General features: G+C 67.0%; 16 protein-coding genes and 1 pseudogene. 2 read left to right on the top strand and 15 right to left on the bottom strand.

Annotation, left to right across the window (positions count from 1 at the left end; translation table 11 throughout):
- Positions 1-1,547 precede the first annotated feature (1,547 nt).
- Together IEZ27_RS39145 and IEZ27_RS39140 are read left to right on the top strand one after the other, a co-directional pair.
- Positions 1,548-1,838, top strand: coding sequence for a DUF2750 domain-containing protein (locus tag IEZ27_RS39145; RefSeq protein WP_189651890.1), 291 nt, complete (start codon positions 1,548-1,550; stop codon positions 1,836-1,838).
- A gap of 552 nt (positions 1,839-2,390) precedes the next feature.
- Complete coding sequence (locus IEZ27_RS39140; RefSeq protein ID WP_189651889.1) at positions 2,391-2,786, top strand: hypothetical protein; 396 nt, start codon at positions 2,391-2,393, stop codon at positions 2,784-2,786.
- Positions 2,787-3,042: 256 nt separating this feature from the next.
- Here the strand turns inward: IEZ27_RS39140 and IEZ27_RS39135 are convergent, their stop codons facing one another.
- The 15 genes and pseudogenes from IEZ27_RS39135 to IEZ27_RS39060 form a co-directional block, all read right to left on the bottom strand.
- Positions 3,043-4,326, bottom strand: a complete 1,284-nt coding sequence (locus IEZ27_RS39135; protein ID WP_189651888.1) for an MFS transporter — start codon at positions 4,324-4,326, stop codon at positions 3,043-3,045.
- Between the two features lie 85 nt (positions 4,327-4,411).
- Complete coding sequence (locus IEZ27_RS39130) at positions 4,412-5,530, bottom strand: M29 family metallopeptidase (RefSeq protein WP_189651887.1); 1,119 nt, start codon at positions 5,528-5,530, stop codon at positions 4,412-4,414.
- A gap of 140 nt (positions 5,531-5,670) precedes the next feature.
- Complete coding sequence (locus tag IEZ27_RS39125) at positions 5,671-5,814, bottom strand: hypothetical protein (protein ID WP_189651886.1); 144 nt, start codon at positions 5,812-5,814, stop codon at positions 5,671-5,673.
- Positions 5,815-5,872: 58 nt separating this feature from the next.
- A complete protein-coding gene (locus IEZ27_RS39120; protein ID WP_189651885.1) occupies positions 5,873-6,319 on the bottom strand; it encodes a S26 family signal peptidase in 447 nt (148 codons plus the stop codon).
- Positions 6,316-8,130, bottom strand: coding sequence for an ABC transporter ATP-binding protein (locus IEZ27_RS39115; RefSeq protein ID WP_189651884.1), 1,815 nt, complete (start codon positions 8,128-8,130; stop codon positions 6,316-6,318). The genes IEZ27_RS39120 and IEZ27_RS39115 overlap by 4 nt, the downstream gene beginning before the upstream one ends.
- 4 nt (positions 8,131-8,134) lie before the next feature.
- Positions 8,135-8,629: a TlpA family protein disulfide reductase gene (locus tag IEZ27_RS39110; RefSeq protein WP_189651883.1), complete on the bottom strand. Its 495-nt coding sequence runs from the start codon at positions 8,627-8,629 to the stop codon at positions 8,135-8,137.
- Between the two features lie 755 nt (positions 8,630-9,384).
- Positions 9,385-10,377, bottom strand: coding sequence for an AraC family transcriptional regulator (locus tag IEZ27_RS39105; RefSeq protein WP_189651882.1), 993 nt, complete (start codon positions 10,375-10,377; stop codon positions 9,385-9,387).
- A 374-nt stretch (positions 10,378-10,751) separates the two neighbouring features.
- Positions 10,752-11,538, bottom strand: a pseudogene (locus tag IEZ27_RS54420) (IS5 family transposase); the annotation flags it as partial.
- Between the two features lie 81 nt (positions 11,539-11,619).
- On the bottom strand, positions 11,620-13,260 hold the full coding sequence (locus IEZ27_RS39090; protein ID WP_189651879.1) for a CotH kinase family protein: 1,641 nt from the start codon (positions 13,258-13,260) through the stop codon (positions 11,620-11,622).
- A 9-nt stretch (positions 13,261-13,269) separates the two neighbouring features.
- Positions 13,270-13,956 carry a DUF4956 domain-containing protein gene (locus IEZ27_RS39085; protein ID WP_229824749.1) on the bottom strand — a complete coding sequence of 229 codons (687 nt, stop codon included), beginning with the start codon at positions 13,954-13,956 and terminating at the stop codon, positions 13,270-13,272.
- On the bottom strand, positions 13,953-14,846 hold the full coding sequence (locus IEZ27_RS39080) for a polyphosphate polymerase domain-containing protein (RefSeq protein WP_189651878.1): 894 nt from the start codon (positions 14,844-14,846) through the stop codon (positions 13,953-13,955). The genes IEZ27_RS39085 and IEZ27_RS39080 overlap by 4 nt, the downstream gene beginning before the upstream one ends.
- A gap of 92 nt (positions 14,847-14,938) precedes the next feature.
- Positions 14,939-16,402 carry a sensor histidine kinase gene (locus IEZ27_RS39075; RefSeq protein ID WP_229824748.1) on the bottom strand — a complete coding sequence of 488 codons (1,464 nt, stop codon included), beginning with the start codon at positions 16,400-16,402 and terminating at the stop codon, positions 14,939-14,941.
- On the bottom strand, positions 16,399-17,100 hold the full coding sequence (locus IEZ27_RS39070; RefSeq protein ID WP_189651877.1) for a response regulator transcription factor: 702 nt from the start codon (positions 17,098-17,100) through the stop codon (positions 16,399-16,401). The genes IEZ27_RS39075 and IEZ27_RS39070 overlap by 4 nt, the downstream gene beginning before the upstream one ends.
- Positions 17,101-17,206: 106 nt before the next feature.
- On the bottom strand, positions 17,207-17,539 hold the full coding sequence (locus IEZ27_RS39065) for a mannosyltransferase YkcB-related protein (RefSeq protein ID WP_446686194.1): 333 nt from the start codon (positions 17,537-17,539) through the stop codon (positions 17,207-17,209).
- Positions 17,490-18,395, bottom strand: coding sequence for a hypothetical protein (locus IEZ27_RS39060; RefSeq protein ID WP_189651875.1), 906 nt, complete (start codon positions 18,393-18,395; stop codon positions 17,490-17,492). Before IEZ27_RS39060 ends, IEZ27_RS39065 begins: the two co-directional genes overlap by 50 nt.
- Between the last annotated feature and the right edge of the window lie 9 nt (positions 18,396-18,404).

Here is an 18,404-nt window from a genome sequence, read left to right as displayed (position 1 = left end):
AGCTACGTTGCAGCCCGTCCAAGGCCGGCCACCTGTGCAAGGCCATCGCCGTCCTGCAAAATCACCGAGTCGCGCAGGCGGCGCGAGGATGAAAAACGTTCAGTATGCGCAGCTACCGTAAGGCGGCCTTGGTGTGAGCTGGCGTCCCAATCGGACGAAGAAGGCCGGGGCCACGAGAGAAGGCGCCGTCAGCTCCTCGGCGTGGTAGACCGCGCCTCATATTCATCGTGTTGCCGGATTGTTCTTGTAGAGATCAAGCGGCGGCGCGGCGCGCCGCCGTACCCCCGGCCCTCCGCCCGCCCGCCGTCCGGGCGTGCGGCCTGGGGGGCCGGTCCCGAACGGCGGCGGGACACCGGGCCGGCCACCGCACGCCGGCCCCGCCGTACCAACGGAACCCCACCGGCCGGGATTGCCACGCCGCCGCACAGATACAGCCCTTACGATCGCCACTGCATGGCCGGTCGCCGTAGATTGCTGGGGGCGATCGACGATTCGTGCTTCGTTCCTCAGCACGACTCACTGAGTGACGTGGTTGGAGTCTTCTCCCGTGCGGCATCCCTGCTTGGAGGGTGACGGCAGGCCACCGCACATCACGATGGACGAGTGCTGACTGGGTCGGAAGCGTGACGCCTGGCGGAAGCCGAGACAGCTCGCCTCTATGAAGAAGTGCGCGCGTACTTGGGCCCGAACGACAGCTTCGTCGTGTCTGTACGGATGGTGCGCTGTCGGCTGGGTCTTCTGCTACCAATCTGGCCGGTCCGCACGAAGTGGGGGAGTTCGGTGTCACACTGACCGGCAACATGCCTATTGTCATCGCCCCGCTGTACCGGTGCGATTTTGCCCGCGGGCACCGCCCATCCGATGGAGTATTACATCCGCGGTTGGGAGCTCCCGTGGACGCAACCTAGTGGCAGTCGGCGGCCCGCGGCGTAGCCGCAGGCCAAGTTTCCAGGCCGCGATCAGCAGAGGCCTCAAGGCGGCTTCGAGTCCGCAGAGGCCCAGAACCTGTGTACTGTGGATCCTTCGACATCGTGCACGGTACTCAGGTTCTGGGCGCGGCGTCTACCAGGCGATCAACGGCAACTGTCTAATCGCCCAAAAGAGTGCTCCCGCTGCTGCGAGAAGCACTGCGAGGCGTACCGTGCGGCCCCACGTCCCAATGGCAAGCCGCACTGTACGTCCGATCTCGGTCGCGAGCGCCTCCAACTCTCATCACCTCCTTTGCCGGAAAACGCAAAAGCGCTGAACGCCCCTGCTCACAGTGGGTGTTCAGCGCAATTACTCTGAGCGATGACAGCCCACTGGCTTCCTTTGTCGCCATGAGTGAGCCATCACATTGCTAGAGAGCAGCGTAGCCCAGATTGCTAGACCCCGTAGGCATTCTCTTGAGCCCGCCCCGCGGGCGCTTGGCTCCGATGACTGTGATCATTCAGGCGGTGGTTGTGAGTCCTGAGCACGGGGTCACCGCCGAGCTGCGGGCACAGGCGGATGATCGGGGGACGAGGGCAAGCGTTCCCTGCGGCTTTCGCTGTTGATACCGTGTCGGCGTGAGCCAGAGTGGAGCGCAGGCGGCGGCGTTCTTCCGCGCTCTTGCATCCAACCGCGCAGTGTGGACACTTCAAGACGAGAACGGCTGCCCAGCTCTGATGACTCCTAGCGGACGGCGAAGCATCCCGTTCTGGTCATCGCGGTCCCGAGCGGACAAGATCATTCGGACGGTGCCCGCTTATGCCTCGATGGAGCTCACGGAGATCGACATCGACAACTGGGTACTCGAGTGGCTGCCTGATCTCAAGAGGGATGACCTGCTGGTTGGGATCAACTGGTCGGGGGCGTGAGCGAGAGGCTGGGACTTCGAGGTCGATCACGTGATCGCCCGGCTCGAAGCCGCACAGGCATCACATGCGACTTTCCTAGAAGAGAACTAACCGGATTGCAACACTTCGAGATCAAGCAGGTCGGGATGAGTTCCATGTGCCCCCGCGAGCGCCGTGCAATATACGTGCAATGATCTCGGGCATCGAGGTGGCGGAATGTTGCACCGCCGCAGGTCGGAGGCCATCTCTCAGCCGGAACGGCTACGAGCTGTAAAACCGTCGGCTCAGCCTACGCAAGTTCGAACCTTGCACCTGCCACACCAGCGGGAAGATGCCCGTCACCAGCGGAAACGCGGTGACGGGCATCTCGCTTTGTGTCCGGCCATCTATGGCTGACACCGGTGGTCTACGGTGTGTCGTTCCCAATGCGCTCCCAATCGATCAAGGGTGAACGACGGGTCAGAGCCGGACGCATGAGCCTGAGCTCGACGGCTTTCGTGATCCTGACATTGACGCCGATCAGAGCGTGCGCCTGTAGCCGCGAGGTGGAGCTGGCTCAACATAAGGCCATGCATGGCGCGCTCGCTGATGGTGCTGGTCATGGGTGCGGCCAGTGCTTCAACGGGAATGCCGTCGAGGCGGCTGTTCGCCGCCAACCGCCATCGATCTCTGGCGACGGCGGCGGAGCCGGCCCAGCGCGAGCGCATGGCCGAACTGGTGGAGGAAGGGCTGGATCCCGAGATCAGGACGCTGTGGCAGACGTTCGTGGTGCGAGTGGGCGCCCGCCGCCTCAACGACCTGGCGGTCTGCCTGTCGTCCCTACGCCTCGACGCGGGCGCGGCCATCGCCGCCGAGCAGGCCCGCATCGTCGGTGGGCTGCAGGGTCCGTTCATGGCGGGCGACGACGCGGCGCTGGCGGCCGGGCTGCGCCGATTGGCTCCGACGTACGAGCGCTGCGCGCCGCCCTGATCGCCGCCGAGAGGGAGTCCTGGTGCTGTGACCGGAAATGATCGCCGGGTTGGCGTGTAGGACACTCCTGCCAGCTGGATGGCGTTGATCAGGCTCGATCGACGCTCGGGAGGCCAGGTGACGCAACCGGTTCTGCCACCGCGCTGCTTCCGCTGCCGGGGCGAGACTCGAACGGTTTCTCACCCGGCGACTGAGCCCGGCCCCGCGGGCATAGGCGGGGACTGCCCGTCATAGGAGGACTTCAGCTCTGGTGTCCTCAGGAACGAGACCTCACGGCCGACAGGCCGCCTCGCAGGGCGACGGCCAGGAGCGCGGTGGCGGCGACGTACAGGCAGAGCTCCACGGTCGAACGGATGCCGGCAGCCGTTCCCATGATTCCACCGGCTGCCGCTCCGATCGCCGTGCCGAGCTCAAGAACGAGAGCGCCGACGGCCATTGATCTCGCGACCGCGTCCGACGGCACGGATGCGGGTATCGACGACATCATGAGGACGACGAATACGCTGCCGCCGGCGCTGCCGACCAGTTCATAGGCACCGCAGCCCAGCGCCCCGGACAAGCCCTTGTCCACGAACGCGAGGAATCCCGTCGCCCCCGTGGCCAGGGCGCCCGCCACGAACGCCGCACGGTTCCTGCCGAGCTTCGTCTCCCAGAAGGAGGCGGTGGCGGATCCGATGACGCCGCCGGCCGCGCCGGTTGCCAGGATGACCGCGTAAGCGCTGGCCGACAGGCCGAGATCATGCGTCGCGTACAAAGGGAGCAGGGCGATGACAGCGCCATTGATCAGGCAGATGAGCGCGGCACCCGCCATATAGATCCTGATATCCCCACGGAACATATGCCGGAAGCCTTGAAGGCCGGGGTCCGGCACTCTCACCTGTGTGCGTGGCAGGGCCCGCTGACGGAGCGGCAGGATCAGGAAGGCCGACACGAAATAGCTGATCGCGTCCACGACCAGTACCAAGGGCATCGCCAGGAACTGGAGGAGAAGACCGAAGATCCCGGGCCCGGCAATGGTGGAGAGGTGCGCGACCCCGGCCATCGCCCCGTTGGCCTTGGTCAGCCGGCCGGGATCGACGAGATCCAGGACAAGAGGCGCGGAGAAGGATCCGAACGCCCCGGTCAGCCCGGCGATGATCGAGACCAGGGCGATGAGCCCCGGCATCGAAAGGTCGTGGGTGACGGCCAAGAGAGTGACGGCGACGACGCACAGACCGGACGTCACCTCAATGGCCGCCAGGGCGGTGACACGCGAGCGTGAGCGCTCAGCCAGGACGGCCGCCAGGAGCCGGCCGGCGACCCGTGAGACGAACGGGACGGCGACAAGCAGCCCCATCTGTGTGGCACTCGCACCCATCCACGTCGCGGCGATGAGCGGGGTGGCCGTCGCCGTGATGGACGAACCGATCTGCGATTGCGCCCGGGTGGCGAGATAACCAAGGAAACGCGGGTTCCTGGTGAGTGGCGCGGAGCCTTCGGACCTTTCACCTTGAGCTGTGTCGTCGGGGAGGGGCATGCCGGCTTCGATTCTCTTGGTCACGGCTCTTAGGCACGGCTCTTAGGCACGGCTCTTAGGCACGGCTCTTGGTCACGGCGCTTGGGCACGGCCAGGCGAATTGCCGGCTCTAGGCCGGCAGGCTGAGGACTCTGCACTGATCGAAGCTCAGCGCGCAACAGTCTCCGTCGATGTCCTCGTCGTTGACACCGTCGGGATGTGGTGTCCCGTCATCCGCCGGTCTCGACAGATCGATCTCACTTCCGTCATCCAGAGTGACGATGCCGCCCGTCGCGATGAGATCGAAATGAACGTCGCAGCGGTAGTCGACGATCTGCAACGGCTGATTGTGCTCCCCGAAGCCGATGTGAACGCCAGGAAAGCGTTCGTTGATGTGGGAGTTGAGCGGAACGAGCCGGTCGATGCCGGCGTTGGTGCCGAAGCCCAGCTCACCCACGCGACGTGCGTGCGGAACGGCCCAGCACATCTCGATCAGTTCGGCGACCTGGGCATCGTCGCACGAAAAGTCCACAGCCTGCCCTTCCACGATGTCGACGGTCACGGGACGGGCACCGAGGCGTGAGTCCAGCGTCGTGTAGATGTTGGCGTTGAAGGCGGCGTCGGCGACGAGGCGTCCATTGATACGGGCCGGATAGGTCGCGAGCTCGCCGGCGGGCAGCACCAGAAAGGAGCCCTTCCTGAGGGTGCCCCGATTACTGGTCCAGGTGAAACGCTCGTGATCGAGTTCGATTTCCAGGTGCGTGCCACGCGGGGTTCGGATGGTGACCTTCCTCGCCGCCCGCAAACGCCCATAGAGCGAGGCGTTGTACGCGCTCAGCTCCCCGGGCGTGGTGTTGAAGGCATGGGAGAAGAGCTCGGAACCGGCGTTGGTGACGCGTACGACATCGCAACGGTCATCGCCGAGCAGGTCCTGGGCTTCCTGCAGAACGGCGAAGTGGGACACGCTGTTCTTCTCCAGCGTGAGAATCACCACCCGGTTGGACAGGCGTACCGAGGGAAGCAGCGCCTCGCGCAGGCGAGAGGCGAGACCGGGGTCCTTCATGGGCCGCATGGCGAGCGCGACGGGGGATAGCCCCAGTTCCTGCGCCGCGACCAGGATCCAGGCCGCGGGCGGGCGGCATTCGGCCGTGTACAGAATCACCAGCTGATCGGCAGCCGAGATCCGCAGATAGGAGTCCAGAAGCGCCGACACGCCGGCCCATGCCTCCGCAGTGACTTCCGCAGCCATCGAGGTCACCTCTGTAGTGAATGAACTGAACTTGTGGACGGTCGGCCGAGCAGGCAGGGAATCTCTCGGGCCGGTCGGTGGACCGGCCCGAGAGAGCTACGCGCGCAGGCTCGGTGAGAAAGCTAAAACGCCTGTCTCGTTCACCGGCTGCGCGGCGGAATGGCGATGTTGTAGGTGGCGAGCGGGAAGCCGGTGTTCCCCGAGAAAACGGCGTGCTCGGAGGTCTCCGGCTCTTCGAGCAGCAGAAGAGCATTCTGGATCTGTGCTGACGGGTTGATCATCATGTGAAACCTTTCTCTTCAATCGGTTATGGGTGGTTCGGTCATGAGGTAAGGGACGCTGTCAGTGGTTCAGCCGCCTGACCACGGTCGCCATTATGCTTTCCAGTGGTATGAAGCCGAGCTGCCGCGAATCCATGCTGTGCGCGGGATTGTCGCCCAATATGAGCGTGTGCCCTTCAGGCACGATCTCGCCCGGCAGAATGACCTGGTTTTTCGGTACGACGTCACAGCGAATTCCGTCGGGCACGCTGTCACCCGCCACGGCGACGACGCGCTTGACCAGCCAGCCCGTGTTCACCTCCGGGCGTGGATGCCGCAGGACGACGACCTGGCCCGCCTGGAGTGCGTCGTACGGACGCCGGCGACGTGCGAGCAGCCGGTCTCCGGGCCGGTAGCTCGGCAACATGCTGACCCCGGACACGACCGCGATCATTCGATGCCGCCGTAAACGCACGTAGCCGAGAACGAGGGCCAGCCCTGCCAGGACCGCCGCAGCGAGGGCGATCATCCGGGTACCGTCTCGTGATAACCCGAGGCCTGCAGGTTGAACAGGCGGGCGTAGATGCCGTTCAGGCTGATCAGCTCGCTGTGCGTCCCGCACTCGGCGATGCCGCCATCGGCCAGCACCGCGAGCATGTCCGCGTCGCGGACCGCGCTCAGGCGATGTGAGATCAGGATGCTGGTGGATCCCTTGCGGTACTCCCGGAGGCTGGCGTGGATGTCGTGTTCTGCCGCCGCGTCGAGGCCCGAGCTCGGTTCGTCGAGAATGAGCAGGTCCCGTCCTTCTCGGACCAGCGACCGGGCGACCGCCACCCGTTGTGCCTGGCCACCGGAAAGACGTACGCCCTCCGAGTCGTCGGCCGCGAGGAAGAATCGTGTGAGCAGGCTGTCGTAACCCTTCGGCAGGGCGGCCAGCGTCTGGTGAACGCCCGCTCGTCTGGCCGACTCCTCGATCAGCTCGCGGTCATCGATCTTCTCGATGTCCCCGACGCCTATGTTCTCGGCGGCCGAGAGGTCATATTCCATGAAGTCCTGGAAGACGGCCGAGATTCTTGAACGCAGGATCTTCACGTCGATCTCGCGGAGATCGACGCCGTTCCACAGAATCGTGCCTTCGGTGGGCTCGTAGAACCCGCACAGCAGCTTGACCAAGGTGCTCTTTCCTGAGCCGTTCTCACCCACCAGCCCGAGGCTGCTGCCGAAGGGAATGGTAAGGGTGATGCCGCGAAGCACCCACGGATGGTCAGGGCCGTAGCGGAACCACACGTCTTTGAATTCGATGCGGTCAAGGGTCGCCGGCAGATTCCGGATGTCGGCCTGGGATTCCACCGGAAGGGAGACTATCTCGCGGTAGTGCCCGAAAAGGGTTAACTGCTGGTACGCGGAGGCGATCAGCGACACCAGGGTGGAAAGGCCCGCCTGCACGCCGGCGATGGAGGCGACGTACATGGTGATGTCGCCGAGGGTGAGACGGCCGTTCAGTGCTTGCGCGGCCGTCCACACCAGCCCCGCTCCGGCGATCACCGCCCCCAGGATTCCGAGCCCGAACTGAACCCTCAGGGTCGCCCTGTCCATCCGCCTTTTCTCTTCGTCGATCGCCCGCCGCTCGTTGAGCATCCTCATGTGGAAGAAGTCACCCAGGCCGAACAGGCGGACCTCCTTCGCCGCCGCGGTGGTGGAGATCAACTGGCTGTAGGCGATCTCCCGCCTCTCGGTGGGGCTCATCCGCCAGATCCTGACGGCATGCCGCTTGGCCAGCGAGATTTCCGCCAGCAACATGGGCACGGCTCCGACGATCGTCGCCGCGGCCATCATCGGGCTGATCAGCAGCAGGGAGACGGCGAATCCGCCGATGGTGAGTGATCCGGCGAACAGTCCGAGCGCCGCCTGGAACACCTGGCTCGGCGTGTTCCCGCCGGCCTGTGCCGCGAGCCGGAGCTGGTCGAGGAACTTGGGGTCCTCGAACTTGGAGAGCCCCGAGATGTTGTTCACCGCACGATAGATGTTGTCCTGTGCGTACAGGTTGACCCTTCTGTCGTGCTCAGCGTCGCAATATCGGCGCAGCGCCGCAGATCCGGATATCAGCAGACCGAGGAACGCGAGGAACCCGGCGAGAGGGATCACCATCGACAACTGAGCCCCGTGGGTCAGCCGGTCGAGCAGAAGCTTGGTCAGCCAGGCCATCGAAATGGGGATGAGGGCCGAGAGAAGGGCGAGGGCGGTGATCGAGGTCGCCCAGGGCGCTCCGGCCCGCCAGGCGAGGAAAATGGCCGGCAGGGCGTTCCTCACGGGCGTTCCGCTGCTCATCTTTTTCCACATGGACCTAGCCCAGAGCGCCTTCCGCGACTTGGGGAAGGCCGAAGTCGGCGATCTTCCCGCTGACCACAGTGATGAAAGTGGGCGTGCTGGTGACTCCGAAAGCGGTGGAGATCGCCCCTTGAACGGGCTCGACGGCCACGTCGCCGACGGATTCGAGCCGGCCCAGGTACTCGACGGCGTCGGCGTCCGCCGCCAGCATGACGGTCAGCGTCGGGGTCTCCGACGAGCTCGCGAACTCCAGATAAGTCGGCAGAATTTCTTTACAGGGTCCACAGGTCGGCGACATGAAGGCGACCATCGTGCCGTCCTGCAGGGAGCCGGCGGTCACCACCTTGTTCCGGGTGGTCACCGCGGAGAAGTCGTCGATCGTGTCGCCCACCGCGAGACGCGCCAGTTGTTGCGCGGGCTCGGAAAGCTGCCGCAGGCGCCGAATCACCCCGAGGAGAAGAAGGAGATTGAAGAGACAAAGGGCACTCAGGAGGCCAATGGCCACGGTCATGTAGAGCAATTTCCAGCTCTCCTGTGAAATGCGGCCGCCGGGGCGACCTCTGCAATCCGGGCCTGAGGTCAGATCCGCCGGTAAAGGCGGCTCCGTTGGCTCTGCAGAATGTTCCGTCAGAGCCAACGTCGCTCACCGATCGTGCCGGCGGGCTATCGGATTCTCAGCAGTCCCAGCCGCACCGGCCGCCGCCCACACTGGTCATGCAGCAGGTCCGGTACCCGCAGTTGTTGCCTTCGCCGCAGATGGGGACCTGCTCGCAAATTCGAGGACATCCCGCGTGGACAGTGGTCCGAGGAACGAACAGCACAAGCAGCTTGTCGCTCAGTTTCTGAATGGCTTTGGTCATGACATTCCTCTCAGATTGAGATGCGACTCATGCCCCAGACTTTTGCCTGGCACATATGACCGAACAGCGATCGCTTTGTGCTTTTCGGATGCTAACTACGGGCCGATCTTGCTGTCAACGATCTATGTTCATGTTCAGGCAGTGGCTCGAGCATTTGTTTCTGTCATTCACGACATTGACGGCCTCACCGCATGGCGATTCATCGGTCAATACGGCTCTGAGGCTTCTGTCAGGTGTCGGCGGCGATCGTCATGAGTTCGGGCGGACATGCGCTGCGGAAGCGGCCCGATGGAGCGACTTGACGTTTATCACCATGCCGCACGCACGAAGTACGAGTCATTGGCCGTGCCTGCAGACATCCTTGGCAAATCCTGCAGCAGCCTCGATTCTCCGAGGCTGGACAAGATCAGTTGTCACTGCGTGACAGCCGGCGATAGTGGCCGGGCGGCATGCCGTAGGCGGCGCGGAAGGCGCGGCTGAAGGTGGTCGGATCGGCGAAGCCCCAGCGGGCGGCGATGGCATGGACGGGAAAGCAGCGCAACCTCGGGTCGGCCAGGTCCCGGCGGCAGCGTTCCAGGCGAAGGTGCCGGATCCAGGCCGCCGGGGTCCGGTCGTACTCGGCGAACAGCTCGTACAGCTGCCGTACCGAGATCTGCGCGGCGGCGGCGACGGCCTCGGCGCCGAGCGCCGGATTGGCCAGATTCCGCTGGATGAAGTCGTCGATCTGGAACCTGAGCCGGCGCCGGCGGGCCTCGGAGCTGTCGCGCAGAGCGCTGTTCAGGTGCGGGGCGAGGGCGGCGGCCAGCAATGTTGTGGTGACCGAGACCAAGGTGGAAACGTCGTCGTGGGTGAAGTAACTGGGATGCCGTACGAGTCCGGTCACCCAGCGGGCGAAGACCGCGCCCATGCCGTGCCGGGTGTCGAAGGGGATCGCGGTCAGCCGGTCGGCCACGTTCGACGGGAGGGGCATCATCAAGCGGGGGATCTGGAGCGCGAGCGTCGACCGCGGTGCGCTCACCCGATCGCACCTGCGCCAGCCCTCGTAGGGGCGTGAGGTGTCGAGCAGGGCGAATTGCCCGGCGGTCAGGCGGGCCTGCCGTCCCGCCTGGGACAACCCACCGTCACCGGCGAGGAAGAGGTTGATGTTGTACGCCTCCGGATCGAACTGCCTGATCAGCGACGTCGGCCGGCGTACCTGGATGGGGCCGTGGTTCAGCATGGCCACCTGCACGCCCTGCAGCTCCAGCACCCGTCCGGGAAGAACGGGTTCACCGGGTTCGTCGCTGTGAATCAGCGAAGGCGCGAGGTCCAGAACCCCTTGCTGCTGCCAGTGCTCCTGCGCGGCATTCGCGGGGCTGCTTTCTGCGGACCTGTCCGCGCCGAAATCATCAATGTGCACGCCGCTTCCTTTCCGGTTAATCGGTCATGGCACTCACGGAATTGCACACGTAGAAGCTGCTGGACCCAGGGGGCGTCAGTCAAACAAATATGTGTGTGAAAAGGCGTGGCGCCGCGTAATCGGCTACGTCCGGTTACCGCTCGGGCACGGCGCCCCCGCCGGCCGCGGCCAAGGACCCGGTGGGACGCCGCGTTCGTGGCGCAGCGGGCCAGGCAGGCCCAGCAGCGAGCCGTCTGCGGCACCGAGACGCCCCCATGGTGGGTCGCAGTTCCTGCCGGGGCGAGTCCTCGCGCCGGGGAGGTACCCACCTCGCGGTCGCGGCAGGCGAGGACGCCGGTGTGAACGGTCCTGGACCCTGTGCGGAGTTCGGATCTCTAAGCTGGCCGGAGGCTTCGGATCCATAAGACGGCCGCGCGTAAGTACAGGCCGGCCGGATAGCTGTCGGGCGTTTTGTCGAACCGGAAAGCCAGCCCACGCCACTGTTTGATCCGGTTGATACAGCGTTCGGCCATGTTGCGCTGCTTGTAGAGATCGGGATCATGGGTGACCGGCCGGCCACCGGCAGATCCGCGCTTCTTGCGGTTGGCCGCCTGGTCGGCCTTCTCCGGGATGACCGCCATGATCCGGCGTCGGCGCAGGTAGACGCGGTTGCTGCGGGAGGAGTAGGCCTTGTCGGCGGCCACCGCGCCCGGCCGATCGGTAGCCGGACCTTGATGTGCTCCAGCACCGGGCGGAACTGCGGGCTGTCTCCGGCCTGGCCGGCGGTCAGAACGAAGGACAGCGGACGGCAACGACCATCGGCCGCCAGATGCACCTTGCTGGTCAGGCCCCCCATGAGCGGCCCAGCTTGGCCGCCTTCAGCCGGAACCGGTATCGGCGTCGTAGCCGGCGCCGTTCGTCCCTCTTGTCGACGTCCTCGTCTCCGTCGTCGTTGTCCCTGTTCTCTTCGTTGCCGGGATCGCCGTCGGGGGCGTTATGCGCCTTTGGCGTAGCCCCCCTTTCCTGCTCGACGGCTTCTTCCAGCGCCGCGCTCAGCTCACCGTCCAAGACCATCGCGGCGGCATGACGGTGGGTGCGGGTGGTGGTGGTGGAGTCGACGCTGACCAGGTCGAGTTCGGCCTGTCCCCGGGCTGCGGCCTCGGCGATCACGGCCTGCATCAGCAAGTAGTCCCCATGCTTCTTCTCCACCAGCGGCGACGGGTTCGCCGGACCGAGCCCGCAGAACCCATCGCCGCGCGATTGTCAGGCGCCGCTGATCGCCTTGTCGGAGCGAAGGGTTTCGGTCCGGGTCTTCAGGAAGGTGCGCAGCGTCTTCGCCTCCGCGTCGACCTTGGCGGTGTCGGCGCCGCCGTTCAGCTTGTAGGCGGCGACGAGGTCGTCGAGCAGGCCGGACGCGGTGCCGTTGGCCAGGAGCTTGGTGTACAGGGCGCGGTACTGGTCCTCGTAGAGCTTCTTGAAGGTGGCGTTCTTGAGGAACTTCTCCTTCAAGGGGTGGCTCATGCGCATCATCCCACCGCCGCCTGGACGGCCCTGTTCGTCGCCGTCGGGCGGGGTGAAGCCCTGAGGCGGCTGCCCCTGCTGGGGTTGCGCCGGCTGGGTCCGCGTCTGGCCCTGCTGCTGGTTCTGCTGGTCCTGCTGGGGCCGGCCGCGGCCGAAGCCGCCCATCCCGATCGTGTCGTTCACGCCGCTCTTGGTGTCGCCGTTGAACGCGAGGTTGAGGTCCCAGGTGATGACCTTGAACTTCTTGGTGCCCGAGTCGTACCACAGGTAGTAGTTCTTGCCGGGACCGGCCATGTCGTCGAAGTTGACCATGATGTGCTGGAGAGCCAGGTAGCGGGCGAACGACTGCACGTCAAGGCGGTCGGCCAGGCCCTCGGCGAACTCGGCGTCGGAGGCTTCGTTCGTCCACTTGACCAGGTCGATGACCGGCTGCAGGTCTTTGCCGCCGACCTTGTTGATCTGCTTGAAGTCGTCGGTGTACTCGGTCTGGTCCTCGCCCTTGTAGGTGAACGAGCCGGTGGCCAGAGATTTGTACAACACGCCGTCGCCGAGTCCCTCCGCATAGCCCTCGTCCAGGTACTCCACCACCAGGCGCGGGGTGGAGGATCGGCCGTTGACGGTGAAGGAGCTGTAGGCCGAGCGCTGGGTCGGCTCGCCGGAGGCGCCGACCAGCGCAATGCCGAGCGCTTCGTTCAGCATCGTCGTCGAGCCCATCGCGGCCGGTCGTACGGCGACCTGACTGTGCCCCTGGTAGCGGCGGCCCTCCACGAACTCGTCGAAGCTGATCAGCCATGGCAGGTTCTCCGGCTCCTCGGCCTTCAGGGAGGAGCCGAACATGCCGCCTCCGGGCGGCCCGCCCCCACCCTGCGGCTGCCCGTTGCCGGGCGGCTGAAAGCCTTCGGGGGGTTGAAAGCCTTCGGGGGGTTGAAAGCCTTCGGGCATCCCCTCCGGTCGCCCGCCTCCACCGGGTACGGCCCGCCGCTTGGACTGCCCCTTCCAGGTCAGTTGTCCCAGCGTGGAGTTGCCCTTGAGGCGGACGCCGACGCTCGGGACGCGGGTGCCGTCGATGGTCAGATCGGCTTCGACGTACTTCTTCTCGCCGTCCTTGAAGTACTCGCTCAGCATGTCCTCGTAGGCCTCGTCGGTGAAGGTGAGCTTCACCTCGTGCGCGGCGGAGGCGTCGAACAGGTCTTTGGTGCCGGTCAGGTTCGTGGTGACGGTCTTGGCCTCGGCGGACTGGGCGGTGGTGACGTACGGGCGGATCGTGCCGCTGCCGAACACGCCCCAGCAGGCGGCCAGGAACGCCGCGCACAGCGCGACCAGCTTCCAGTTCTGCCGGAGTTTGACGGGGACGCGGTGCTTGAGCTGCTTGGACTGTGCCATGTGCCGGGCCTACAGGTCGGTCTGGTCGTATCCGGTCAGGACGGTGACCGACTGGCCGTGGTTGCGCTCGCGCAGGGCGGTGATCAGGTCGCCCGGCTCGCTCCCCTTCTTGATCTTGACCGTGTACATGAGCTCGGTGAGCGCCCCCGCCCTGATCGACTCCATGCTGACCAGCTCGAACTCGTCGGTGTGCCGGACGAGCACGTCCTGGATCGAGGCCGTGAAGTCCTCGTCCGAGGGGACCTGGACCTTGACGACCTGGCGTCGCACGTTGAGCTGGAACCAGTTGAACCGGTGCATGACCATGATGATCAGCGAGATGGCGACGGCGGCGACGATGCCCAGCAGGTAGAAGCGGGTGCCGACGGCCATGCCGACGCCCATCACCAGGAAGATGAACCCGACGTCGCGGGTCTCTTTGATGGCGTTGCGGAACCGCACCACCGACAGGGCGCCGACCAGGGCGAAGGCGCGGGCGATGTTGGAGCCGACGACCAGCATGATCAGCGAGATCAGCATGCCCAGGATGACCAGCGTCTGGACGTAGGACTGGCTGTAGGAGACGTTGCGGTGCGTGGCCCGGTACACCCAGCCGATCATGGCGCTGAGCACGAACGACAGGGCCATCGCGATCGCGATGTCGGCCACGCTGAACGTGCCGGACAGGTCCTGGAAGGAGAAGTCCATGGGGGTCATGCCTCCGAGAGAACGGTAGACCGGTCGGGGCCGGGCTCGAGGTCGTGGTCGGGAACGTGGAAGATCGAGCGCGGCGCCAGCCCGTGGGCCTCGACGCTCTGGCAGTACTTGGAGACCCGCACCACTTGCAGGTTCCGCTTGGCGGTCAGGTCGGTCAGCCAGTACGGCACCCGCTCGTTGGCCTTGACCTCCACGATCGACTTGCCGGCCGGGACGATGAGCCGGTTCTCGGCGTCGGCGCCGAGGTGGAAGTCCCGGTCACGGCCGCGGATGCGCTGGTCGAACGTCACCCGCAGGCCCACGTCGGCGTCGCGGCCGAGGTAGGCGTGCCGCTGGTAGCCGGTCATGGCGACGGGCCGCAGGTCCAGGCGGAGCACCAGGTCGAGCACCTCTTCCAGGAAGGCGCGCTGGGAAGGGTCGTGCTCGACCATCTGCCGTCCGTCGCACAGGCGCAGCGCGTCGGCGTACGGGAGGGACACCCGCCGCTTCTGGGTGACCCGGTTGACCCGCTGCTTGATCTCGACGAACACCGGCGTGGTGCCGTCCACGGAGAAGCGGTCGCCGTAGTGGCGCACCCGCAGCTTCCTGCGGAACTTCAGCCCCTCGATCTTCTCCCAGTAGAAGCGCAGCTGCCGGGTGTCGTAGTAGACGCTCCAGATGCCGTAGCCCGCGTCTCCGCTGTGATGGTCGCGATCGAGCCGCTGCTCGATCTCCTCCCGCAGCGCGACCGCCTCCGACGTGTCCACGAGGTACTTGATCTCGTAGCGGTTGAAGGCGTGCAGCTTGCTGGGGGCCCGCAGCCGGTGGCCCTGGTCGCCGCCCACCTCGGACGGCGGCTGATCGGCGCTCTTGGCTGCGGAGACGGCTGGTTTGCGGAACCTTTTCAGCAAAGTCCCTCCTTTCGTCAGCACACATCTGACAGCACGAAGCTGGGAATAATGTGTGAACCGTGCCTGACGAGAAGGTGAACGGCCGGAGCTGTTCAGTCCTCGCGATGCTGCTCAAGTGGCAGCAGTACGCGGAAGGTGGTACCGCGGCCCGGGACGCTGGTCACCTCGATCCGGCCGTCGTGCGCCTGCACGAGCGCCGCGGCGATGGCCAGGCCCAGCCCCGTTCCGCCGCTGTCGCGGGAGCGGCCGGGGTCGGCCCGGTAGAAGCGGTCGAACACGTGTGGCAGATGGCCGGCCTCGATGCCCTGCCCTTCGTCGCGCACCTCGACCAGCGCGGCCCTGGTGTGCGCGGCGGGCCCGCCGCCGGCGTGCACGACCCCGGGAGAGGGGACCCCGGCGACGGCGCGGGGGGCGACCTCGACCCGGATCTCCGCGTCCGGAGCAGTGTGCCGCATGGCGTTGCCGACCAGGTTGGCGATGACCTGGTGCAGCCGGTGTTCGTCGCCCAGCACGAACACCGGCTCCTCGGAGACGACCAGCCGGATCGGCCGCTCGCGGTCGCGGGCCTGGGCGGCGTGGACGACGTCCCCGGCCAGCACGTGCAGGTCCACGACGGTGGGTTCCAGGGTGGGCTCCTGGTCCAGCCGGGCCAGCAGCAGCATGTCCTCCACCAGGACGCCCATGCGTTCGGCCTCGGCCTCGATCCTGCGCAGCAGCCGCTCGGCCACCGCGTCCCGGGCGCCCTGGCCATGGTGGTAGAGCTCGGCGAAGCCGCGGATCGAGGTCAGCGGCGTGCGCAGTTCATGGGAGGCGTCGGCGACGAAATGGCGTAGCCGCTGTTCCGACTGCTGGCGGGCGCGCAGGGCGGTGGACAGTCGTTCCAGCATCGTGTTGAGCGTCTGGCCGAGCCGCCCGATCTCGGTACGCGGATCGGTGTCGGCGACCCTTCGGTCGAGGTCGCCGGCGGAGATCGCCCGCGCCGTGCGTTCGACGCGGGTGAGCGGGCGCAGGCCCAGCCGTACGACCGCCCAGGCCACGGCGCCCAGCAGCACGAGCACCAGCGTTCCCGCGGCGGCCTCGATGACCAGCAACTGCTGCACGGTGGCGCGGTTGGCCTCCAGCGACATCGACAGGGCGATGCGCTCGCCGTTCGGCAGTTCCCTGAGCAGGACGCGCCAGTCCTCCCGCCCGCTCCGGTCCTGCACGGTGAACGGCCGGTACGGCACGGACGAGATCGCCTCGGCCGGGACCTGCGGGCCGCCCGTCGCGTCCGTGGGAATCACGCGGGCCAATCGCCCCGAGGGGTCGTAGACGGCGATCCGGAACTGGGTCGGCAACTGGACGCTCCCGGGCGGCGGCGGAGGTCCGATCGGCGGCCGGCGGGCGGAGGTGGTCGCGGAGAACTCGGCGAGCTGCGCGTCCACGCGCGAGAGCAGCGACTGCTCCAGCATCACGGTGCCGGCGATCGCGAAGACGGCCAGCCCCGCCGCCGACAAGCCGAGCAGGGCGACCAGCAGGCGCAGCCGCAGCGGCCACGGACGGCGTGCCACCCTCACGACGTGCTCTGCAATCGGTAGCCCACGCCGCGCAGGGTGTGGATCAGCGGCGGCCCCTCGGCGTCGATCTTCCGCCGCAGGTAGCTGATGTAGGACTCGACGATCCTGCTCTCCCCGCCGAAGTCGAAGTCCCAGACGCGGTCGAGGATCTGCGCCTTGCTGACCACCCGCTCGGCGTTGATCATCAGGTATCGCAGCAGGCTGAACTCGGTCGGTGACAGGTGAATGGGCCGTCCGGCCCGCCGCACCGTGTGGGCCTCCGCATCGAGCTCCAGATCCGCGTACCGGAGCACGCCGTCGTCGACCTGTTCGTCCGCCGGACGCATCCTGCGCATGATGGCCCGCAGCCGCAGCACCACCTCCTCCAGGCTGAAGGGCTTGGTCACGTAGTCGTCGCCGCCGGCGGTCAGCCCCGCGATCCGGTCGGGCACCGCGTCCCTGGCGGTCAGGAAGAGCACCAGAGGGCTGTCACCGGCCTCGCGGATCCTGCGCGCGACCGCGAACCCGTCCATGCCGGGCATCATCACGTCCAGCACGATGATGTCCGGCCGCTCCCGGGCCACCTCCCGCAACGCCTGACGGCCGTCCGCGGCCGTCCGCACGGCGAAGCCGTTCAGCTCCAGAGCCTCCGACAGCAGCTCGCGGATGTTCGGCTCGTCGTCGACCACCAGCACTTTCGCGGCGAGTTGTTCGTTCACCACATCGTTCTACCTGCACATGGTGAGAAAAGCGTGTGAGCTGCGCCCGCGGCGACCCGGGGCCGAGGCCGCCCTCCTGCCTGCATGGGCAGGTGGGACGTCCGGCTCACGTGCCACATCGGTACAGCGTCTGTGCGCCGCCGAACGGTGACCGGGCCGAGGTGCCGCTCGGCGTGGTGCCGCCGTACTCGGCGGCGGGCACCGCCGTGCAGGTGCCGCTGATCCAGGCGGTACGGGCTTGGGCGGCCCCTCGCCCACCTGGCATCAGCGGCTCCGGGCCGGAGCCGCTCAGGACGTAGCGCAGCTCGCCCGCCCTGACCCAGCGGTCGAGTCGCGCGGCGCTCGGCGCGGGATCGGCCCCCATGAAGCCACCCATGCCGATCACCGTCTCATCGCTGCTCATGATGTACGCGGCGGCACCCATGGCGGGGGTGTTGATCGCGAGCTTGATGCGGGCCCCGCCGGAGTGGGCGACGGCGTAGTCGAGGATCCTGCGTTGCCCGGCGGTGAGTTCGGCGCCCCCCCATCGGGCCGCCCGCTACGGGAGGTGGGCCGGGTGGCCCGTCGCCGGAGCCGTCCCGCCTGCCCGCGGGGGGCATCCGGCCGCCGAACCCGCTCGACGGGCCTGCGGCGGGGTTGACGCCGGTGGCGTCCGGCGGGCCGAAGGCGTGGGCGAGTGACCACGTCCCTGGTGCCAGCAACGCGGGGACGAGCACTGCCACCGCCACGACCGACCTCGTACGGGCGGTGCGCGTTCCGGCGAGAAGGAGGGCGATCGCCGTGATGGCGGCGGCGAGCACCGCGTAGCGCAGCCAGCCGTGCCATGACGTGTCGCGCGAGATCAGCGCCCAGGCCCAGGCCGCGCTGACCACCACCGCCCCGGCAGCGGCCACGCGGCCTCGGCGGTGGCGGGACAGCTCCACCGTTCCCGCGCCGACCAGCGCGCCGATGGCGGGCGCCAGCATCGTGGTGTAGTAGGAGTGAAAGATGCCGGAGGCGAAGCTGAAGACGACGGCGTTGACCAGCAGCCAGCCGCCCCACAGCAGCCACCCGCCGCGCACGGCCGGCACGACGGCAACCCTCCGGCGCATGGCCGACGCGGCGAACAGGGCGGCGGCCACCACGATCAGCAGCGCGAGCGGCAGCAGCCAGCTGATCTGCCCGCCCACGACCTCGTTGAACATGCGCAACGGCCCGGCCTGACCGCCGAACCCGCCGCCGCCCGGCATCGGTGGCAGGCCGCCCGGCCCGCCACCGCCGACGATCCGGCCGAGACCGCGCCGCGGCGACGTCAACTCCGTATG

It is taken from the genome of Nonomuraea spiralis (assembly GCF_014648435.1).
GTDB lineage: Bacteria > Actinomycetota > Actinomycetes > Streptosporangiales > Streptosporangiaceae > Nonomuraea > Nonomuraea spiralis.
The sequence above is the reverse complement of the archived record's forward strand: the minus strand, read 5'-3'. Positions and strand labels throughout refer to the sequence as shown.

What these genes read in the sequence shown, in the direction of transcription:
- IEZ27_RS39140 (WP_189651889.1), top strand. Translation starts at nt 2,391, where the DNA reads ATGGCGCGCTCGCTGATGGTGCTGGTCATGGGTGCGGCCAGTGCTTCA.
- IEZ27_RS39130 (WP_189651887.1), bottom strand. Translation starts at nt 5,530, where the DNA reads ATGGCTGCGGAAGTCACTGCGGAGGCATGGGCCGGCGTGTCGGCGCTT.
- IEZ27_RS39125 (WP_189651886.1), bottom strand. Translation starts at nt 5,814, where the DNA reads ATGATGATCAACCCGTCAGCACAGATCCAGAATGCTCTTCTGCTGCTC.
- IEZ27_RS39120 (WP_189651885.1), bottom strand. Translation starts at nt 6,319, where the DNA reads ATGATCGCCCTCGCTGCGGCGGTCCTGGCAGGGCTGGCCCTCGTTCTC.
- IEZ27_RS39115 (WP_189651884.1), bottom strand. Translation starts at nt 8,130, where the DNA reads ATGTGGAAAAAGATGAGCAGCGGAACGCCCGTGAGGAACGCCCTGCCG.
- IEZ27_RS39110 (WP_189651883.1), bottom strand. Translation starts at nt 8,629, where the DNA reads ATGACCGTGGCCATTGGCCTCCTGAGTGCCCTTTGTCTCTTCAATCTC.
- IEZ27_RS39090 (WP_189651879.1), bottom strand. Translation starts at nt 13,260, where the DNA reads ATGGCACAGTCCAAGCAGCTCAAGCACCGCGTCCCCGTCAAACTCCGG.
- IEZ27_RS39085 (WP_229824749.1), bottom strand. Translation starts at nt 13,956, where the DNA reads ATGACCCCCATGGACTTCTCCTTCCAGGACCTGTCCGGCACGTTCAGC.